18 protein-coding genes are annotated in these 16,053 nt (G+C 74.5%); 11 read left to right on the forward strand and 7 right to left on the reverse strand.

What is annotated here, in order from left to right; all coding sequences use genetic code 11:
• Positions 1-134: 134 nt before the first annotated feature.
• The 5 genes from ACWCSD_RS30045 to ACWCSD_RS30065 all read left to right on the forward strand — a co-directional run bounded on the left by ACWCSD_RS30045 (position 135) and on the right by ACWCSD_RS30065 (position 4,789).
• The gene (locus ACWCSD_RS30045; protein WP_397158447.1) at positions 135-506 is read left to right on the forward strand and encodes a YciI family protein; all 372 of its coding nucleotides are present in this window, start codon (positions 135-137) and stop codon (positions 504-506) included.
• Entirely contained in the window at positions 503-1,741 is a 1,239-nt protein-coding gene (locus ACWCSD_RS30050; RefSeq protein WP_449919804.1) for an RNA polymerase sigma factor, read from the forward strand. Before ACWCSD_RS30045 ends, ACWCSD_RS30050 begins: the two co-directional genes overlap by 4 nt.
• A 113-nt stretch (positions 1,742-1,854) precedes the next feature.
• The gene (locus ACWCSD_RS30055) at positions 1,855-2,979 is read left to right on the forward strand and encodes a winged helix DNA-binding domain-containing protein (protein ID WP_449919806.1); all 1,125 of its coding nucleotides are present in this window, start codon (positions 1,855-1,857) and stop codon (positions 2,977-2,979) included.
• 56 nt (positions 2,980-3,035) lie between these two features.
• A complete protein-coding gene (locus ACWCSD_RS30060; protein ID WP_397158441.1) occupies positions 3,036-3,662 on the forward strand; it encodes a transcriptional regulator in 627 nt (208 codons plus the stop codon).
• Complete coding sequence (locus ACWCSD_RS30065) at positions 3,659-4,789, forward strand: aminotransferase class I/II-fold pyridoxal phosphate-dependent enzyme (RefSeq protein ID WP_397158439.1); 1,131 nt, start codon at positions 3,659-3,661, stop codon at positions 4,787-4,789. Before ACWCSD_RS30060 ends, ACWCSD_RS30065 begins: the two co-directional genes overlap by 4 nt.
• Here ACWCSD_RS30065 and ACWCSD_RS30070 read toward each other — a convergent pair.
• The 4 genes from ACWCSD_RS30070 to ACWCSD_RS30085 all read right to left on the reverse strand — a co-directional run bounded on the left by ACWCSD_RS30070 (position 4,776) and on the right by ACWCSD_RS30085 (position 7,336).
• Entirely contained in the window at positions 4,776-5,585 is an 810-nt protein-coding gene (locus ACWCSD_RS30070; RefSeq protein ID WP_397158437.1) for a TetR/AcrR family transcriptional regulator C-terminal domain-containing protein, read from the reverse strand. The two genes, ACWCSD_RS30065 and ACWCSD_RS30070, sit on opposite strands and share 14 nt — an antisense overlap.
• 124 nt (positions 5,586-5,709) lie before the next feature.
• The gene (locus tag ACWCSD_RS30075) at positions 5,710-6,063 is read right to left on the reverse strand and encodes a hypothetical protein (protein ID WP_397158435.1); all 354 of its coding nucleotides are present in this window, start codon (positions 6,061-6,063) and stop codon (positions 5,710-5,712) included.
• Positions 6,064-6,273: 210 nt separating this feature from the next.
• On the reverse strand, positions 6,274-6,909 hold the full coding sequence (locus ACWCSD_RS30080) for a GNAT family N-acetyltransferase (protein WP_397158433.1): 636 nt from the start codon (positions 6,907-6,909) through the stop codon (positions 6,274-6,276).
• 37 nt (positions 6,910-6,946) lie between these two features.
• Complete coding sequence (locus ACWCSD_RS30085) at positions 6,947-7,336, reverse strand: MerR family transcriptional regulator (protein WP_397158431.1); 390 nt, start codon at positions 7,334-7,336, stop codon at positions 6,947-6,949.
• 55 nt (positions 7,337-7,391) lie between these two features.
• Here ACWCSD_RS30085 and ACWCSD_RS30090 point away from each other — a divergent pair, with 55 nt between their 5' ends.
• Complete coding sequence (locus tag ACWCSD_RS30090; protein ID WP_449919811.1) at positions 7,392-8,681, forward strand: MFS transporter; 1,290 nt, start codon at positions 7,392-7,394, stop codon at positions 8,679-8,681.
• On the opposite strand, the gene ACWCSD_RS30095 is transcribed toward ACWCSD_RS30090, so the two are convergent.
• A complete protein-coding gene (locus ACWCSD_RS30095; protein ID WP_449919814.1) occupies positions 8,605-10,041 on the reverse strand; it encodes an LLM class flavin-dependent oxidoreductase in 1,437 nt (478 codons plus the stop codon). The two genes, ACWCSD_RS30090 and ACWCSD_RS30095, sit on opposite strands and share 77 nt — an antisense overlap.
• 91 nt (positions 10,042-10,132) lie before the next feature.
• On the opposite strand from ACWCSD_RS30095, the gene ACWCSD_RS30100 reads away from it, so the two are divergent.
• Positions 10,133-10,603, forward strand: coding sequence for a MarR family winged helix-turn-helix transcriptional regulator (locus ACWCSD_RS30100; protein WP_387674067.1), 471 nt, complete (start codon positions 10,133-10,135; stop codon positions 10,601-10,603).
• Positions 10,604-10,625: 22 nt separating this feature from the next.
• Here ACWCSD_RS30100 and ACWCSD_RS30105 read toward each other — a convergent pair whose 3' ends face one another.
• Both ACWCSD_RS30105 and ACWCSD_RS30110 read right to left on the reverse strand, forming a co-directional pair.
• Complete coding sequence (locus tag ACWCSD_RS30105) at positions 10,626-11,471, reverse strand: alpha/beta fold hydrolase (protein ID WP_449919817.1); 846 nt, start codon at positions 11,469-11,471, stop codon at positions 10,626-10,628.
• A gap of 59 nt (positions 11,472-11,530) precedes the next feature.
• Complete coding sequence (locus ACWCSD_RS30110; RefSeq protein ID WP_449919820.1) at positions 11,531-12,490, reverse strand: DsbA family protein; 960 nt, start codon at positions 12,488-12,490, stop codon at positions 11,531-11,533.
• A gap of 57 nt (positions 12,491-12,547) precedes the next feature.
• Between ACWCSD_RS30110 and ACWCSD_RS30115 the strand changes: the two genes are divergently transcribed.
• From ACWCSD_RS30115 to ACWCSD_RS30130, 4 genes are all read left to right on the forward strand, one after another.
• Complete coding sequence (locus tag ACWCSD_RS30115; protein WP_449919823.1) at positions 12,548-13,111, forward strand: TetR/AcrR family transcriptional regulator; 564 nt, start codon at positions 12,548-12,550, stop codon at positions 13,109-13,111.
• A gap of 194 nt (positions 13,112-13,305) precedes the next feature.
• Positions 13,306-14,280 (forward strand): small ribosomal subunit Rsm22 family protein, encoded by a 975-nt coding sequence (locus tag ACWCSD_RS30120; protein ID WP_449919826.1) that lies wholly within the window; start codon positions 13,306-13,308, stop codon positions 14,278-14,280.
• Between the two features lie 26 nt (positions 14,281-14,306).
• Positions 14,307-15,074: a GNAT family N-acetyltransferase gene (locus ACWCSD_RS30125; protein WP_449919829.1), complete on the forward strand. Its 768-nt coding sequence runs from the start codon at positions 14,307-14,309 to the stop codon at positions 15,072-15,074.
• A gap of 44 nt (positions 15,075-15,118) precedes the next feature.
• The gene (locus ACWCSD_RS30130) at positions 15,119-16,012 is read left to right on the forward strand and encodes a pentapeptide repeat-containing protein (RefSeq protein WP_449919831.1); all 894 of its coding nucleotides are present in this window, start codon (positions 15,119-15,121) and stop codon (positions 16,010-16,012) included.
• Positions 16,013-16,053: the final 41 nt, after the last annotated feature.

The raw sequence follows: 16,053 nt of genomic DNA on the forward strand, positions 1-16,053 counted from the left end.
GCCCGACCGCATGAGCGTCCAGATCGCCGTGAACGGCCTGGTCGCCTTCACCTGGACGACCGTCCTCGCGGTGTCGCTGCGGCGCGCCGCCTGAGGCGAACGTAGAATCGGCTGCCACGATCGAGGGATTCACCATGAAATACCTGCTGCTCGGCTACACCCCGGCCGCCGCGTGGGACGCCGCCACCGCCGATGTCCCCTCCGAGGAGGCGCTGGCCGCCTTCGCGACCTACCAGAAGCTGGAGCAGGAGCTGATCGCCTCCGGCGAGTTCGTCGGCAGCGAGGGCCTGGGACACCCGGCGGTCAGCACCACCGTCCACCGCGACGGTGACGAGGTGGTCGCCACCGACGGTCCCTTCGCCGAGCTCAAGGAGGTCCTGGCCAGCTTCGCCGTGATCGACGTGACCGGCAAGGAGCGGGCCGTCGAGATCGCCGCGCGCATCGTCGAGGCGCTCGGCGAACCGATCGAGATCCGCCCGATCATGGGTGCGGACTTCGGGGCGTGAACCGCGAGCTGGAGCACCTGCTGCGCACGGAGGCGCCGCAGGTGCTCGGCGCGCTGGTCCGCCGCTTCGGCCGGTTCGACATCGCCGAGGACGCGGTGCAGGAGGCGCTGCTGACCGCCGGGCGTACCTGGCCGGTCGAGGGCGTGCCGGAGAACCCGCGCAGCTGGCTGATCCGCGTCGGATACCGGCGCATGGTGGACCTGCTCCGCTCCGACCAGGCCCGCCACCGCCGCGAGCTGCGGGCCGGAGTGGCCGACCTGGCCATGCGGGAACCCGGGCACCGGGCAGACCCCGCGGCCGAGAGCGACGACAGCCTGACCCTGCTGCTGCTGTGCTGCCATCCCGCGCTCGACCCCACCTCCCAGGTGGCGCTCACGCTGCGTGCGGTCGGCGGCCTGACCACCGCCGAGATCGCGCACGCCCACGGCACGACCGAGCCCACCATGGGCGCCCGGATCAGCCGCGCCAAACAACGGCTGGCCCGCGCCGGAGCCCGCTTCACACCGCCCACCGACGCCGACCGCGACAGCCGCATGAGCGCTGTGATGCGGGTGCTCTATCTGATCTTCAACGAGGGCTACACCGCCACCGCCGGCGACCGGCTCGCTCGGGTCGACCTGACCCGCGAGGCCATCCGGCTGACCCGCATGCTGCACGCCACGCTCGGCGACGACGCCGAGGTGACCGGCCTGCTGGCGCTGATGCTGCTCACCGAGTCCAGGCGCGCGGCCCGTACGGACGGCGGCGACCTGGTCCCCCTGGACGAGCAGGACCGCACCCGGTGGGACCGCGACGCGATCGACGAGGGCACCGCGCTCATCGACGGCGTCTGGAACCGCGGCCGGACGGGCCCCTACCAGCTCCAGGCCGCGATCGCCGCCGTGCACTCCGCGGCCGCCGCGCCCGACCGGACCGACTGGGCCCAGATCGCCATGCTGTACCTGTGGCTCGAACGGCTCACCCCCACCGCGCCGGTCCAGCTCAGCCGGGTGGTGGCGGTGGCCCACGCCTACGGACCGGCCCGCGGCCTGGCGCTCCTGGACGACCTCAACCGCCGCCACCACCTGGACCGGCACCCGCTCACCAGGCAACGGGAGCACGCCGTCCGCGCCCACCTGCTCCAGATGACCGGCGACACCGCGCGGGCCGCCGCGCTCTACCGGCAGGCCGCCGGCCTGACCGCGAACCAGGTCGAGCAGCGCTACCTGCTCGGCAAGGCCGGCGATCTCAGCTGACCGGCCCCCGCACCGGCACCGTGGGCGGATCGCCGGGGTGACGGCCGCCGTAGCGGAACGAACCTTTCCGCCTGTCCCTCTACGGTGAGGGCGAACGCACCGAGGAGGAATTCGTGATCGAACTGTCGTGGCCGCAGGTCAGCGCGCGCCGTCTGGAGCGGGCGCACCTGGCCGCCCCCGCCGCCGACAAGGGCCAGGCCGCCGTCGTGGCCGCCATGTGCGGGGCGCACGCCCAGGTCATGTCGGCGGCCGAGCTCTCGATCGGCCTGCGGCTCGACGGCGTCACCCGCTCCCACGTACGCGAGGCGTTGTGGGACGAGGGGACCCTGGTCAAGACGCACGGGCCGCGCGGAACCGTGCACCTGCTGCCGGCGGACGACCTGCCCATGTGGCTGGGCGCCCTGTCGTCGCTGCCCCCGGGCCCCGGCGGGGCCGAGGGCGTCCGGCTGACGGCGGAGCAGACCGACCAGGTCGTCCAGGCCGTCCGCGACGTGCTGGCCGGGGCCGACATGACGATCGACGAGCTGAGCGACGCGGTCGTGGCGGCCACCGGGCCGTGGGCGGGCGACCTGGTCATGCCCGCCTTCCAGGGCATGTGGCCGCGCTGGCGGCAGGCGATGCACACCGCGGCGCACCGCGGGGCGTTCGTGTTCGGGCCGGTCAGAGGGCGCAAGGTCACCTACCGCGCCGCGCCGGCCGCGCCCGTGCCGCCGGACGCTCGGGCCGGCCTGGTCAGGGCCTACCTGGCCGCGTACGGGCCGGCCACTCCGGCGCAGTTCGCCCAGTGGGTCGGCGCGACGGTGCGGTGGGCGGCCGAGGCGTTCGCGACGGTGGAGACCGAGGAGGTGTCGTTCGACGGGCGTCCGGCCCGGGTGCTGGCGGGGGACACGACGGTGCCGGACGGGCCGCCGCGCGGCGTGCGCCTGCTGCCGTACTTCGACGCCTACCTGATCGCGGGCCGGCCGCGCGAGCTGCTCTACCCCGGCCCGGCCTGGCAGCGGGCGTTGTCCGGCGGGCAGGCGGGCACCTTCCCCGTGCTGCTGGTGGACGGCGAGGTGCGCGGGGTCTGGCACCAGCGGCGCTCCGGCAGCCGGATCGACGTCACGGTCGAACTGCTGTCCGGCCTGACCGCCGCCCAGCGCGGCGAGCTCGACGAGCAGGTGGAACGGGTGGGGGAGATCCTGGAGGGCAGGCCGCGCCTGACCCTCGGCCCGGTCACGGTGGGCGCGCACGCCTGAGTTCGGGGAACGCACCTGGTTGGACAAAGCGTCCGAATTGGACATAACATCCGGGCGTGACGAACACGGATGAGCGCGTGCGGCTGTGGTCGCCGGTGTGCGAGGCGGTGGCCGCGCTGCTGGCCCCGTACGCCGAGGTGGTCCTGCACGACGTCCGCGGCGACCGGGTCCTGGGCGTGTGGAACCCGATGTCCGGGCGCGGCCCCGGCGCCCCGTCGCTGCTCGGCGAGCTCGACCGGCTCGACCCCTCGCCCAACGGCGTCTACGGGCCCTACGAGAAGCTGCTGGCCGACGGGCGGCGGCTGTCGTCGGTGAGCGCCGTGCTGCGCGACCCCGGCGGCGAGCCGTCCGCCGTGCTCTGCGTGAACCTCGACCGCACCCCGCTGGAGCAGGCCGCGGCGCTGCTGGCCGCGTTCGCCGCGCCGTCGGCGCCGCGTCCGGAGGCGCTGTTCGAGCAGGACTGGACCGAGCGCGTGCAGCAGATCGTCGGCGCCTACGTCCGCGAGCACGGCCGGCCGGTGGAGCGGCTGACCCGCGAGGATCGCCTCGCCGTGCTGGCCGAGCTGGACCAGGCCGGGGTCTTCACCGTCCGGCGGGCGCCGTCCGTCGTCGCGGGGGCGTTGCGGACGTCCCGCTCCACCCTCTACGCCCTGCTCGCCGAGCTCAGGAGGAGCCGACCGTGACCCCGCTTCCCGACTTCCGGCTGGAGGTCTACTTCTCCCGCTGGGAGTTCACCGCCCGCCACCACCTGGCCGCCTCCGACGCGCAGACCATGACCATGGCCGAGTTGCTCGCCCTGGCCGGCGACGACGACAGGCACGCCTGGGAGACGCTGTCCCTCGGCTACACCGAGACCTTCGGCGACCCGGGGCTGCGTCAGGCCGTCGCGGACACCTACGAGCGCGTCGGCGCGGACGACGTGGTCGTCTTCGCGGGCGCCCAGGAAGCCCTGTACCTGGCCATGCAGGTGCTGCTCGGCCCCGGCGACCACGCCGTGGTGGTCACGCCGTGCTACCAGTCCGCCGAGACGGTGCCGATGGCGTTGTGCGAGGTCACCGGCGTCGCGCTCGACCCGGCCCGCGACTGGGCGCTCGACCTCGACGCCGTGGAGGCCGCGATCCGGCCGAACACCCGCGTGGTGTCGGTCAACTTCCCCAACAACCCGACGGGCAAGGTCATCGGCGCGGCCGACCTCGCCCGGCTGGCCGCGCTGTGCGAGGAGCGCGGCATCCACCTGTTCAGCGACGAGGTCTACCGCGGCCTGGAGCTCGACCCCGCCCGTACGCTGCCGCAGGCCGCCGACCTGTCACCGGGGGCGCTCTCGCTGAACGTCACCTCCAAGTCCCTCGGCATGCCAGGCCTGCGCATCGGCTGGATCGCCTGCCGCGACCGCGAGCTGCGCGCCCGCCTCGAACGCGCCAAGCACTACACGACCATCTGCAACTCCGCGCCCAGCGAGCTCCTCGCCCGCATCGCGATCAAGGCACGGGACCGCATCCTGGAGCGCAACCGCGGGATCATCGCCGCCAACCTGCCGCGCTTCGAGGCGTTCTTCGGCGAGTTCGGCGACCTGTTCGAGTGGCGGGCGCCCGACGGCGGCTGCGTCACCTTCCCCCGCTACCTGGGGCCGGACGGCGTCGAGGCGTTCTGCGCCGAGCTGGTCGAACAGGCCGGCGTGCTGCTGCTGCCCGCGGGCGTCTACCGCTCGGAGCTCACGTCCACGCCGGACGACCGGTTCCGCCTCGGCGTGGGCCGCGCCGACCCCGGGCCGGGCCTGGAAGCCTGGGCGTCCTTCCTCAAGGGGCGCTGACCGGCCCGGCGTGCGGGCCGGTCCGCTCGACGGCGGCCTGCACGCCGTCGAGCAGCACGGTGAGCCCGACCGTGAACGCCTCGTTCACCTGGTGTTCCAGGTACGGCTCGCCCTCGCCGGGGACGCTGCCCTCGCTCTCGATCCAGGCCACCATGGGGAAGCGGGCCGCGAAGCCCGGCGCGACCTCCTCCAGCAGCTGGGAACGGGTGTGCCACCACTCCTCGTCCGACACGCCGGTGGCCGACGGGGCCTGCCGGGACTCGGCGACCGTCCGGGCCGCGCCGCGGACGAAGTCGAACAGCAGCGACACCACGCCGCGCAGCGCGGGCGGGCGCAGGCCGGTCTCACGCAGGATCGCGACCAGGCTCTCCAGCAGCGCGAACTCGTTGGGACCCAGCACCGGACGGGCCTGCGACACCTGGAGCACCCAGGGATGGCGCTGGTAGAAGTGCCACAGGTGCCCGGCCCACGCGGTGACCGCCGCCCGCCAGCCCCCGGCCAGGTCGTGGGCGGTGGGCAGCTCGCCCAGGGCCTTGTCGTACATGAGGTCCACCAGCTCGCCCTTGCTGGGGACGTAGGTGTAGAGGGCCATGCCGGTGCGGCCCAGCCGTTCGCCGACCTTGCGCATGGACAGCGCGGCCATGCCCTCGGCGTCGGCGACGGCGATGGCGGCGTCGACGATCAGGTCCACGCTCAGGCCCGGCTTGGGACCGGGACGCGACTCGCCCGGCTCCTCGGTCCGCCACAACAACGCCATCGAACGGCGCGCGTCCCCCTGCCCGGCGAAGACGACCACAGTACGACTCTCCTCTGCCCGATCTCTTTACGGCAGAAGATATCAGCGCTCCGAGTGGTAGGGCGGGGGCGTGCGTCGATCCCGGCGCCCCGCGGGGGCGCCGGGATCGAGGTGGGTGAGGGCGTCAGCCCCCGACGCCGACCCCCGCGCCGGGGCCGTAGCCGTGGCCGATCCAGTTGCCGTTGCCGCTGCCCGGCCAGTTGTGACGGCCGTGGTCGTGCTTCCAGCCCCAGCCGTCGTCATCGTCGTCGTGCCCGTGCTCGTCGCCCTTGCAGGCGTCGGCGTCACGGGTGCCGGCGAACCGGCCGTACTTCGTGACGTGGTGGTACGTGGAGTCGTCGTTCGTTCCGAGGCTGCAGTTGTCCGGGTGCCAGTGCCTCTCGTCGGACCAGGCGTCCGCGGCGGCCACGCCGGCCATGCTGAACACCGCGGCCGCGACGAGCAGTGCACCGCCGGCGGCGATGAGGTTACCTCTCATGAGCTCCCCCTGTAATCACGAAGTGACATCGGCCATCACTATACGTAGCGATCTTGGACGCCCTCCGCAGCGCCACACCCGGTTTCCCCCAACAGCGGGCCCCCTACCAGCAAACTCCCGGACACCGGCAACCCCGGCCTGGCAAGGGCGCACGGGCCTTCCGCACGGCGTTCCGGCACGAGCGCACGCCGGGCGCGCGACGCCTCCGAGTCAGCCGTTCTCCGGAACGAGCAGCACCTCGGCCCCCATCGGCAGATAGCCCGCGGCCAGGAAGGCCCGTACGCTCGCGGCGTTGCCCGGCGCGATCTGCGCCCACAGCGGGCCGGGCGTCAGGTGCCTGGCCGCCGCGGCCAGCGACCTGCCGAGCCCGCGCCCGCGGTGCTCGGGCTCCACCTCGACGGCCGCCTCCCAGCGGCCCGCCACGCCGCGGCCCAGCGTGACCAGGCCGGCGCCGTCGGCGGTGACCCACACGCGCACGGCGTCCCGGTAGCGGCGGGCCCGGACGACGCGCGGATGGTCGCCGGCGGTGAGCTCCTCCAGCGGGAGCGGGGGCGGCCCGGGGGCGGGGGCGGCCAGCGCGAGCAGGTCGAGGTTGCCGGTCCGCCTGCCGGTCGCGGCCTCCATCGCCGTCAGGAACGCCGGCATGAGCGGCGCCGACAGGTCGCCGGCGGGCAGCAGGGCGTGCACCCGAGCCGGATCGACGTCGGCGAAGACCACCGTGTGGGCGGTGAAGGCGATGATCCCCGCGTCGCGCTCCGACGGCTGGGGGAGGACGGTCACGCTGCCGTCGGGGGCGGGCGGGCGGCCCGCCGCCGCGTCCGAGAGAAGGTCGGCCAAGGTCTCCATGCCCACATTCCAGCAGACCGGATTCGCAGCGGAACGATCAGCCCGAGGGCGCGCCCCCGTCCGCCGCGGACCGTACGGCGGCCAGGTAGGCGTGGATGGCGTCCCGGTTGCGGGACAGGCAGTCGATGCGCTGCTGGATGCGGCCCGCCTCCGCCCGCAGCAGCTCGGCCAGTTCGGGCGTCAGGCACTCCGGATGCAGGTGGATCTCGTCGGGCTTGTTGAGGAACGGCAGGATGCGGCGGATGATCTCCGTGGTGAGCCCGGAGTCGAGCAGGCCGCGGATCTGCTGCACCCGGTACACCGCCGACTCGGGATAGTCCCGGTAGCCGTTGACGGCGCGGTCGGGGTGCAGCAGGTCCTGCTCCTCGTAGTAACGCAGCATGCGCGTCGGCACGCCCGTACGCTGGGACAACTGTCCGATCTTCATGCTTCCCTCGGAGGATTTGCCTTCACACTGATGTGAAGGTTTCAGCATAGGCGGCATGTCTCCTGCGAAACTCCCGTGGGCGGGGCTGCTCGCGCTGTTCACGGCGGCGTTCACGGCCGTCATGACAGAACTCCTTCCGGCGGGCCTGCTGCCGCAGCTCTCTGCCGCCCTCGGCGTGCCGGAGGGGACGGCCGGGTTCCTCGTGACCGCCTACGCGGTCGCCTCCTTCCTGGCCGCGATCCCGCTCACCGCGTTGCTGCGCGGGCTGCCCAGGCGGCAGGTGCTGGTGGCCGCGCTGCTCGGGTTCGCGCTGCTCAACGCGGTCACGGCGGTGTCGTCGTCGTACGCGGTGACGTTCGCGGCGCGGGTGGGCGCGGGGGCGATGGGCGGCATCCTGTGGGCCATGCTCGTCGGGTACGCCGCCCGCATGGTCCCCGCCGAGCGCCGCGGGCGTGCCATCGCGATCGTCTCGGCCGGGATCACGGTGGCACTGTGCGCGGGCATCCCGGCCGGGACGCAGCTCGCGGCGGCCGTCGGATGGCGGGCGGCGTTCGGGTCGCTGTCGGCGGTGGCGGTGGTCCTGGTGGGCTGGGTCCTGTGGAAGGTGCCGCCCTTCCCCGGGGAGCCGGCGGCGCGGCGGGTGCCGTTGCGGCGGGTCGCGGTCGTGCCCGGCGTCAGGACCGTGTTGTCGGTGACGGCGCTGGTGCTGCTGGGGCACCAGGCGATGTACACGTACCTGGCGCTGTTCGCCGAGCAGGCCGGGTTCGGCAGGCCGGGGACCGTGCTGCTGGTGTTCGGCGTGGCCACGGTGGCGGGCATCTGGGTGGTCGGCGCGGTGATCGACAGGCGCCCGCGGGCGACCCTGCTGGCGGTGCTGGCCGCGGTGGCCGCGTCCATGACGGCCCTCGGTCTGTACGCCGGGTCCGCCGGGGTGCTGCTGGGCGCGGTCGCGTTGTGGGGCGCGGCGTTCGGGGGAGCGCCGACGCTGCTGCAGACCGCGCTGGTCATCGCCTCGGGGCCGGAGAACGCCGACGTGGCCACGTCGATGCAGACCACCGTCTACAACGCGGGCATCGCGGCCGGGTCGCTCACCGGCGGGCTGGTGCTGGAGGGCGCGGGGGCGGGCGCGCTGCCGTGGACCGCGCTCCCGGTGGCGCTCGCCGCCCTCGCGGTCGTGGCCGCCGCCCGCCGGCACGCCTTCCCGGCCCCTGGCGGCACGGCCCCCGGTGACCCTGTCGCCGGAAGCAGGGCCGCTGGAACAGGCGACGCTAGAAGCCGTGCCTCGACAGCGGCGGCACCAGCTCCCGCTCCTCGTACGACAGGTGGGACAGCAGCGCGTCGCTGAGCAGGTCGACGGCGGCGCGCAGGTCGCCCAGGCCGCCGGGCTCGCCGACGAAGGCGACCAGCGTCCGGTCCACCCGTTCGATGATCTTGTGGATCGCCTCGTGCTCCTCCTGCAGCCGGTCCAGGACGGGCGCGAGCCCCGGCTCGGCGCGGCGCAGCTTCGGGAAGACCATGCTGTCCTCCCCGGTGTGGTGCATGGTGACGAGCCTGCAGTACGACTCGCAGTACGCCCCCAGCGTCCAGTTGTTCTGCCGCATCGTCATGGTCGCGATCTGCGAACGGGCCGCGCCCGCGTCGATCGTGCCCGCGGCCACCTGCTCGACGAGGTCGCGCAGCTGGGCCAGCTCGGCGCGCAGGTGGTCGTGCACGTCCACGAGGTGCTGCCCGGCGGCCTGCTCCGCCGGGGTGTACCGGCGGCCGGGGTCGGGGTCGGGCGCGGTGGGCCTGGTGGCCTCGTCCCAGACCTGGATCGCGGCGCGGGTCCCGGCGTGGTTGGCCGGTTCCGGCGACTGTCCGCGTCCGGCGGCGACCAGCTCCCGTACGGCCGGGGCGGTCTCGGCGGCGAAGCGCTCGATCTCGCGCGGATCGCCGGACATGAGGATGAAGATGCTCACCCCGTGGACGAGCGCGAGCTCGGCGAGCTGCGCGGCGGGCAGCGGACCGCCCAGGTTGAGCAGCCGCCGCACGTCGGACGGGGACCGCCCGGCCTCCAGCGCGGCCTCGTCGATGACGGCGTTGCCCTCGCCCAGGGCGGCGACGTCCTGGAAACGGGGGAGCGAGGGCAGCCAGCCGTCGGCCAGCCGCCCGGTGAGCCGGAGCATGCGCGGCTTGTACGCCCCGAGCCAGATCCCGATGTCGTGGGCCGGTCGCGGGCCGCGCTTGAGCCCGTCCACCCGGTAGTGCTCGCCGCGGTGGTGGATGCCGCCGCGCGTGCCGGTGTCCCAGACCGCGCGGATGATCCCGATGCCCTCCTCCAGCGCGGCCACGGCCTCGGACGGGGTGTGCCGGGGGCCGCCCATGGCCTCGATGGCGTCCCAGTAGCCGCCCGCGCCGAGCGCCAGCTCGAACCGGCCGTGGCTGAGCAGGTCGAGACTGGCCGCCGCCTGGGCGAGCACGGCCGGCGGGCGCAGCGGCAGCGGGTGCACGTTGCCGGCCAGCCGGATGCGCTCGGTGCGCGCGGCGACGAAGCTGAGCAGCGTCCAGGTGTCGAGGAGGGCGGGCTGGTAGGGGTGGTCCTGGAAGGTCACCAGGTCCAGCCCGGCGCGCTCGGCGAGCTGGGCGAGGGCCACGACCTCGTCCGCCTGCCCGGCGGCCGGGACGAGGTTGGCGCTGAACTGCAGGTCGTGACCGTAGTCGGGCATGAGGCTCACCCATTAGTTTGTTGTACGAACTGTTGGTGTCGCGAAGTAAATTTAGTTCGTACCGCCAACTACTGTCAATTACACTGGTCGCATGGTCGCCACCGAAGCCCCGGGTCTGAGCCTCACCGAGGCGCTCGTCCGCCTGGCGCACCTGGTCGAGCAGGTCTACGGCGAGGTCAGCAGGGAGCACGACCTGACCCCGCAGCAGGCCCAGCTCCTGTGCCTGCTGGTCGGCGGGCCCATCGGGATGACCGGCCTGACCCGAGCGCTGCACCTGGAGAAGTCGAGCCTGACCGGGCTCGTCGACCGCGCCGAGAAACGCGGGCTGGTGGCCCGGGTGCGCGACGCGCGTGACCGCCGCGCCTGCCTGATCGAGCTGACCCCGGCGGGCGCGGAGATCGCGGTGCGCGCCCACGACGGGGTGGCGGCCCGCCTGGAGACGCTGGCCGCCGGCCTGCCCGCGCGCCACCGCGACCTGCTGGCCGCGGCCATCGGGGAGATCCTGACCGAGGACACCGCCCGCACCGGCCGCACCTGGGGCCGCCTGGAGCCCGGCCGCTGAACGGCCGCTGGTCAGGGGAGCGTCAGGGGGTAGGGAAGACCTCCGCCAAGAACGACGTCAACGCCGCCGTCACCTCTTCGGGGCGTTCGAGGGGCGCCAGGTGGCCGGTCTCGGGCAGGTCGAGGCGGCGCGCGCCCGGAATGTCCGCTGCCAGGATGTCCGACACCTCCTGGATGCCCGGCACGTCCGACAAGCCGTTGATCACCAGCGTGGGCGCGGCGACCTCGCGCAGCCGCCCCGCGGCCGGCGGGGACAGGAACCGCTCCGACGACCTGGGCCCGGTCCAGGACCGCTGGAACACCAGGGCACACATCTCCACCGCCGCCTCCCACACCGCGCCGGGCAGCGCGTCGCGGCTGCGGCCGGGCCCGGCGACCTGCCAGGCCGTGTGCGCCTCCGCCATCGCCCGCACGTCACGCGGATCGACGCCGGTCGCCCCGCCCTCGCGGTAGCGGGCCAACCGGTCGGCGGGCACCGAGGTGTGCACGCGTTCGCGGGCCTGCGCCAGCATCTCCGGCGGCCACTGATGTCCGGCCAGGCCGGAGCCGACCAACGCCAGGGCCGCCACCCGGCCGGGCGCGGCCAGGGCGGCCTCCATGGCGTACGCGCCGCCCATCGAGCAGCCGACCAGCGCCGCCCGCCCGACCTCCAGCGTGTCCATCAGCTCCAGCAGGTCTTCGTGGTGGCACACCTCGCCCTCGGCGTCGCCGGACCCGCCGTGGCCGCGCCGGTCGTAGCGGATCACCCGATGACGCCGCGACAGCGCCGCGAACTGGTGCTCCCACATGCGCCGATCGGCCACCCCGGCATGGACCAGCACGACGGCGTCGCCCGACGCGGGCCCGGCCTGGTCATAGGCGATCGTCATCCCCGCAACCTACTCCCGCGGGGGTGCGGGAGAAGGTCGCGTTCGCCACGGGCTCAGCGTCAGGCGTAGTCGGGGGTCATGACGGCGGCCAGGGTCAGGTGCGGGGCGGCCTCCTCCGGGCGGCCCTGGCGGTGCAGGGTACGGCCGAGGAGGTGGCGGGCGTAGGAGTCGTCGGGCGCCTCGGCGACCAGGCTCTCCAGGGTGGTACGCGCCCGGCCGAGCTGGGCCGAGGCGAAGTACGCGCGGGCCGCCAGCAGCCGCACCCCGCGATCCGTGCCGTGCTCGTCGAGCAGCGGGCGCAGCAGCGTGAGCGCGCCGAGCGGGTCGCGCTGGTCGAGCAGCGACTCCGCGTGGCGCAGGCGCTCCACCTCGGCGGGCAGCCGCCGGACCGGGTGAGCGGCGGCGTCGGCCAGGAAGTCCCTGATCACGTCTGGCGGCTGGGCCCCGGCCAGGGCGCGGCCGCCCGCCACGATGGTCGGCGACGTGCGCACGCCCTTGGCCTTGCCCGTGAGCAGCAGCTCGCGCACCAGGCCGGCGCCCCGGCCGTCCCACGGCACGCCGGTCTCGGCGGCGATCGCCGACAACACGGCCGGGTCGCCGATGTCGAGGGTCTCGACGAAGTGGGCCGACAGGACCCGGCCGACCCCGGCGGACTGCAGCGCCGCGCCGCCCGTCTCGTACGCCACGGCGATCAGCCGGTGCGCCTCCAGCGTGTTGGGCCGCCAGGCCGCGCCCCACTGCTGCCCGAGCCCCTCGTCGGCGGCGATGCCGGCCACCCGTACCCGGTTGTCGGCCGGGGACAGGCCGGGCGAGCAGACCTGGAGCGCCTCCTCGACCATGGGGTCGTTCAGCACCTCGGCCAGCGGCTCTGCCTTCGCCGGCGCCGACGGATCGATCTGGAACGGCCGCCAGACCACCTCGACCGGCTCGCCCTCCCAGGAGGCGAGGGCCTTCTCCAGCCGCCGCTTCCCGATGTGGGCCCATCCGCAGACCATGTCCGCCCAGACTTCGATTCGCATGACGGGCAATCTATGCGACAACTGTCGATTAGTCAACATGTGTCGTATAGTGGCGGCGTGAACCCGGATGATCCGCGGGCGCGGCGTACCCGCGCCCGTCTCAAGGCCGCCGTGCTGGACCTGGCCGCCCGGCAGGAACTGGGCAGCATCACCATGTCGGCGCTGGCGCAGCACGCCGAGGTCAACCGCGCCACGATCTACCTGCACTATCCGGACGTCGACGCGCTGGTCACCGACGCCATGGAGGACGCCGTCACCGCCGTGGCGCGGGCGGCCGCCCTGTGCCCGCTCGACGCCCCCCGCGACCGGCCGCCGGCCCCGCTGGCGGAGCTGTTCGACCACGTGGCCGCCAACGCCACCCTGTACGAGCGCATGCTGGGCGGCCAGGGCAGCGCCCGCTTCGCCGCCCGGATGCGCGAGCGGCTCACCGAGGAGCTGACCGGCCGCTTCGCCACCGGCAGCCGCCCGGCGGGGTTCGAGGACGTGCCCGCCGACGTGCACGCCGCCTTCCTGGCCGGGGCGCTCATCGGCGTGGTCACGCACTGGGTGTGCGGCGGCCGCCGCGACGCCGCCGCGGCCCAGTCGTTCTGGCGCCTGTTCCGGCCCCCGATCCCGGGCTGAGCTCCGCTGCCGCCACGGGCCGCCCTCCGGAAACCGGTGCAGGGGCTCCGGGCCCTGAGCTCCGCCGCCGCCGCGCGCCGCCTGCTTGGTACGCTGCGTCGCGACATCGCCGGACAGGTCAGAGGCGTCGTTCCTCGCCTGGCAGCGGTCGCCCGCCCCGTCCCCGACCCCGACCCGACCGCCAGGACCACACGATGACCATGCTTCCCGACGAGCTCAGGACCGCCCTGGACTCGGCCCTGGCCCGCTTCGCGCCGCACGACCTGTCCCGCGCGACGGAACAGCTCACCGAGCGCTACCGCACCGGCCCGTCCGCCGCCGCGCCGCACCTGCGCACCCCGGCCGACATCGCGGCCTACGCCGCCTACCGCATGCCCGCCACGTACGCCGCCGCGGGCACGGCCATGCGCATGGCCGCCGCGATGACCCCGGGCTTCGCGCCGCGGACGCAGCTCGACGTGGGCGGCGGCACCGGCGCGGCGGTCTGGGCGGCCGGGCCGGTCTGGCCCTCGCTGGAGCGGGTCACCGTCGTCGAGCACGACCCGCAGATCATCGAGCTCGGCCGGCGGCTGGCCAGGACCGCGCCCGTCCGCGACGTCACCTGGCGGCGCGCCTCGATCGACCCGGGGCTCGACCGGCCCGCCGCCGACCTGGTCACCATGTCGTACGCCCTGAACGAGCTGCCCGCGCAGCGGCACGCCGACGTCGTGCGCTGGCTGGCCGCGGACGCGACGATGGTGATCGTCATCGAGCCCGGCACCCCCGCCGGGTACGCCAACATCGTCACCGCCCGGGAGACGCTGACCGGGTGCGGCCTGACCGTCGTCGCCCCCTGCCCGCACGACGGCCCCTGCCCGATCCGGCCGGGCCACGACTGGTGTCACTTCTCCGTCCGCCTGCCGCGCACCACCCTGCACCGCCGCGTCAAGTCGGGCACCCTCGGCTTCGAGGACGAGAAGTTCTCCTACGTGGCCGCCGTGCGGGGGGAGTGGCCGCGGGCGGCGGCACGCGTCCTGCGCCATCCGCAGAAGCGCAAGGGCCTGGTGTCGCTGCGCCTGTGCACCGCCGAGGAGGGCGTGCGCGACGTGGTTGTCTCCAAGCGGCAGGGCGAGCTGTACCGGCTGGCCCGCGACGTCGACTGGGGCGACGACTGGCCGGCCGCCGAGTGACCCGGCCGGGCGGTAGGGTCGGCGGAATGGATCATGATGAGGTGCTGGCGCTGTTCGACCGGCAGATGCGGCGGGAGGCGCGCCCCGACGGGCCGGACGTCAGGGTCGAGCGGGACGCCGACGTCGTCCGTCAGGTCGGCCCGCCGCACGCGTGGAACGGCGTCCTGTGGTCCGGCCTCGACGAGGGCGGCGCCGACGCGGCCGTCGCCCGCCAGGTGCGCTTCTTCGGCGACCTCGGCCTGGGCTTCGAGTGGAAGCTGTACGCCCACGACCGGCCCGCCGACCTGGCCGACCGGCTCCTGGCCGCCGGGTTCGCCGCCGAACCGGCCGAGACGGTGATGGTGGCCCGGGTCGCCGACCTCGACACCGAGGTGCGGCCGCCCGACGGCGTGAGCCTGGTGCCGGTCACCGACGCGGCGGGCGTGCGGGCGCTGGTCGAGGTGCACGAGCTGGCCTTCGGCGCCGACGGCAGCCGGCTGCGCGACCACCTGCTGGCCCGCCTGTCCGACGACACCGTGGTCCCCGTCCTCGCGGTGGCGGACGGGCGGGCGGTCAGCGCGGCCCGGCTCGACCTGTCCCCGGGCACGAGCTTCGCCGGGTTGTGGGGCGGCGGCACCGTGCCGGGCTGGCGGGGGCGCGGGCTCTACTGGGCGCTGGTCGCCTGGCGGGCCCGGCGGGCCGCCGCGCGCGGCTACGACTACCTCCAGGTCGACGCCTCCGACCAGAGCCGGCCGATCCTGCTCGGGCTCGGGTTCGTCCCGCTGACCACGACCACGCCGTACGTGCGGGACTGACCTCGCCGGTACCCTGGGCACACCCCGTCGTGACAAGGAGAGCGTTGCCCGAGAGGACCCCGCGCGAGCTCGGCCTGCTGGCCGACTGCGAGAGCTGTTTCGGCCTGTGCTGCGTGGCCCTGCCGTTCGCCGCCTCCGCCGACTTCGCCGTCGCCAAGGACGCCGGCCGCCCCTGCGTCAACCTGCGCGACGACTTCCGTTGCGGCATCCACGCCCAGCTCCGGGAGCGCGGCTTCCCCGGCTGCACCGTCTTCGACTGCTTCGGCGCCGGGCAGAAGGTCTCCCAGGTCACCTTCGAGGGCCGCGACTGGCGTGCCGCGCCTGAGACGTCCGGGCAGATGTTCGCCGTGTTCCCGGTCATGCGGCAGCTCCACGAGCTGTTGTGGTACCTCGCCGAGGCGCTGACCCTCGACGCCGCCGCGGAGATCGCCCCCGAGCTGCGGGCGGCGTACGAGGAGACCGAGCGCCTGACCCGCGAGAGCCCCGGCGTCCTGCAGCGGCTCGACGTGGCCGCCCACCGGGGTGAGGTCAACACGCTGCTGCTGCGTACGAGCGAGCTGGTCAGGGCCGGTCGGCGGGGCAGGGAGCACCGCGGCGCCGACCTGATCGGCGCCAACCTCAAGGGCGCCGACCTGCGCGCGGCGAACCTGCGCGGCGCCTACCTCATCGGCGCGAACCTGCGCGGGGCCGACCTGCGGCTGGCCGACCTGATCGGCGCCGACCTGCGGGGCGCCGACCTGTCCGGAGCCGACCTCACCGGCTGCGTCTTCCTCACCCAGGCCCAGGTCAACGCCGCCAAGGGCACCCCCGCCACGAAACTGCCCGCCGCGCTGACTCGTCCCGCCCACTGGACGGCCGCCGCCGCCGGGCCGGAGCCGCGCGCCCCGCGTGGCAGGGCCGGATCCCGCGGCAGGCAGGGCCGCCGCGGCCGACCTTAAAGGGACATGTAGTATCCCCTTTCATGCGCATGGGTGAAGGC

It is taken from the genome of Nonomuraea sp. NPDC001684, assembly GCF_053596515.1.

What these genes read in the sequence shown, in the direction of transcription:
- ACWCSD_RS30045 (WP_397158447.1), top strand. Translation starts at nt 135, where the DNA reads ATGAAATACCTGCTGCTCGGCTACACCCCGGCCGCCGCGTGGGACGCC.
- ACWCSD_RS30075 (WP_397158435.1), bottom strand. Translation starts at nt 6,063, where the DNA reads ATGAGAGGTAACCTCATCGCCGCCGGCGGTGCACTGCTCGTCGCGGCC.
- ACWCSD_RS30080 (WP_397158433.1), bottom strand. Translation starts at nt 6,909, where the DNA reads ATGGAGACCTTGGCCGACCTTCTCTCGGACGCGGCGGCGGGCCGCCCG.
- ACWCSD_RS30085 (WP_397158431.1), bottom strand. Translation starts at nt 7,336, where the DNA reads ATGAAGATCGGACAGTTGTCCCAGCGTACGGGCGTGCCGACGCGCATG.
- ACWCSD_RS30090 (WP_449919811.1), top strand. Translation starts at nt 7,392, where the DNA reads ATGTCTCCTGCGAAACTCCCGTGGGCGGGGCTGCTCGCGCTGTTCACG.
- ACWCSD_RS30095 (WP_449919814.1), bottom strand. Translation starts at nt 10,041, where the DNA reads ATGCCCGACTACGGTCACGACCTGCAGTTCAGCGCCAACCTCGTCCCG.
- ACWCSD_RS30100 (WP_387674067.1), top strand. Translation starts at nt 10,133, where the DNA reads ATGGTCGCCACCGAAGCCCCGGGTCTGAGCCTCACCGAGGCGCTCGTC.
- ACWCSD_RS30105 (WP_449919817.1), bottom strand. Translation starts at nt 11,471, where the DNA reads ATGACGATCGCCTATGACCAGGCCGGGCCCGCGTCGGGCGACGCCGTC.
- ACWCSD_RS30110 (WP_449919820.1), bottom strand. Translation starts at nt 12,490, where the DNA reads ATGCGAATCGAAGTCTGGGCGGACATGGTCTGCGGATGGGCCCACATC.
- ACWCSD_RS30120 (WP_449919826.1), top strand. Translation starts at nt 13,306, where the DNA reads ATGACCATGCTTCCCGACGAGCTCAGGACCGCCCTGGACTCGGCCCTG.
- ACWCSD_RS30125 (WP_449919829.1), top strand. Translation starts at nt 14,307, where the DNA reads ATGGATCATGATGAGGTGCTGGCGCTGTTCGACCGGCAGATGCGGCGG.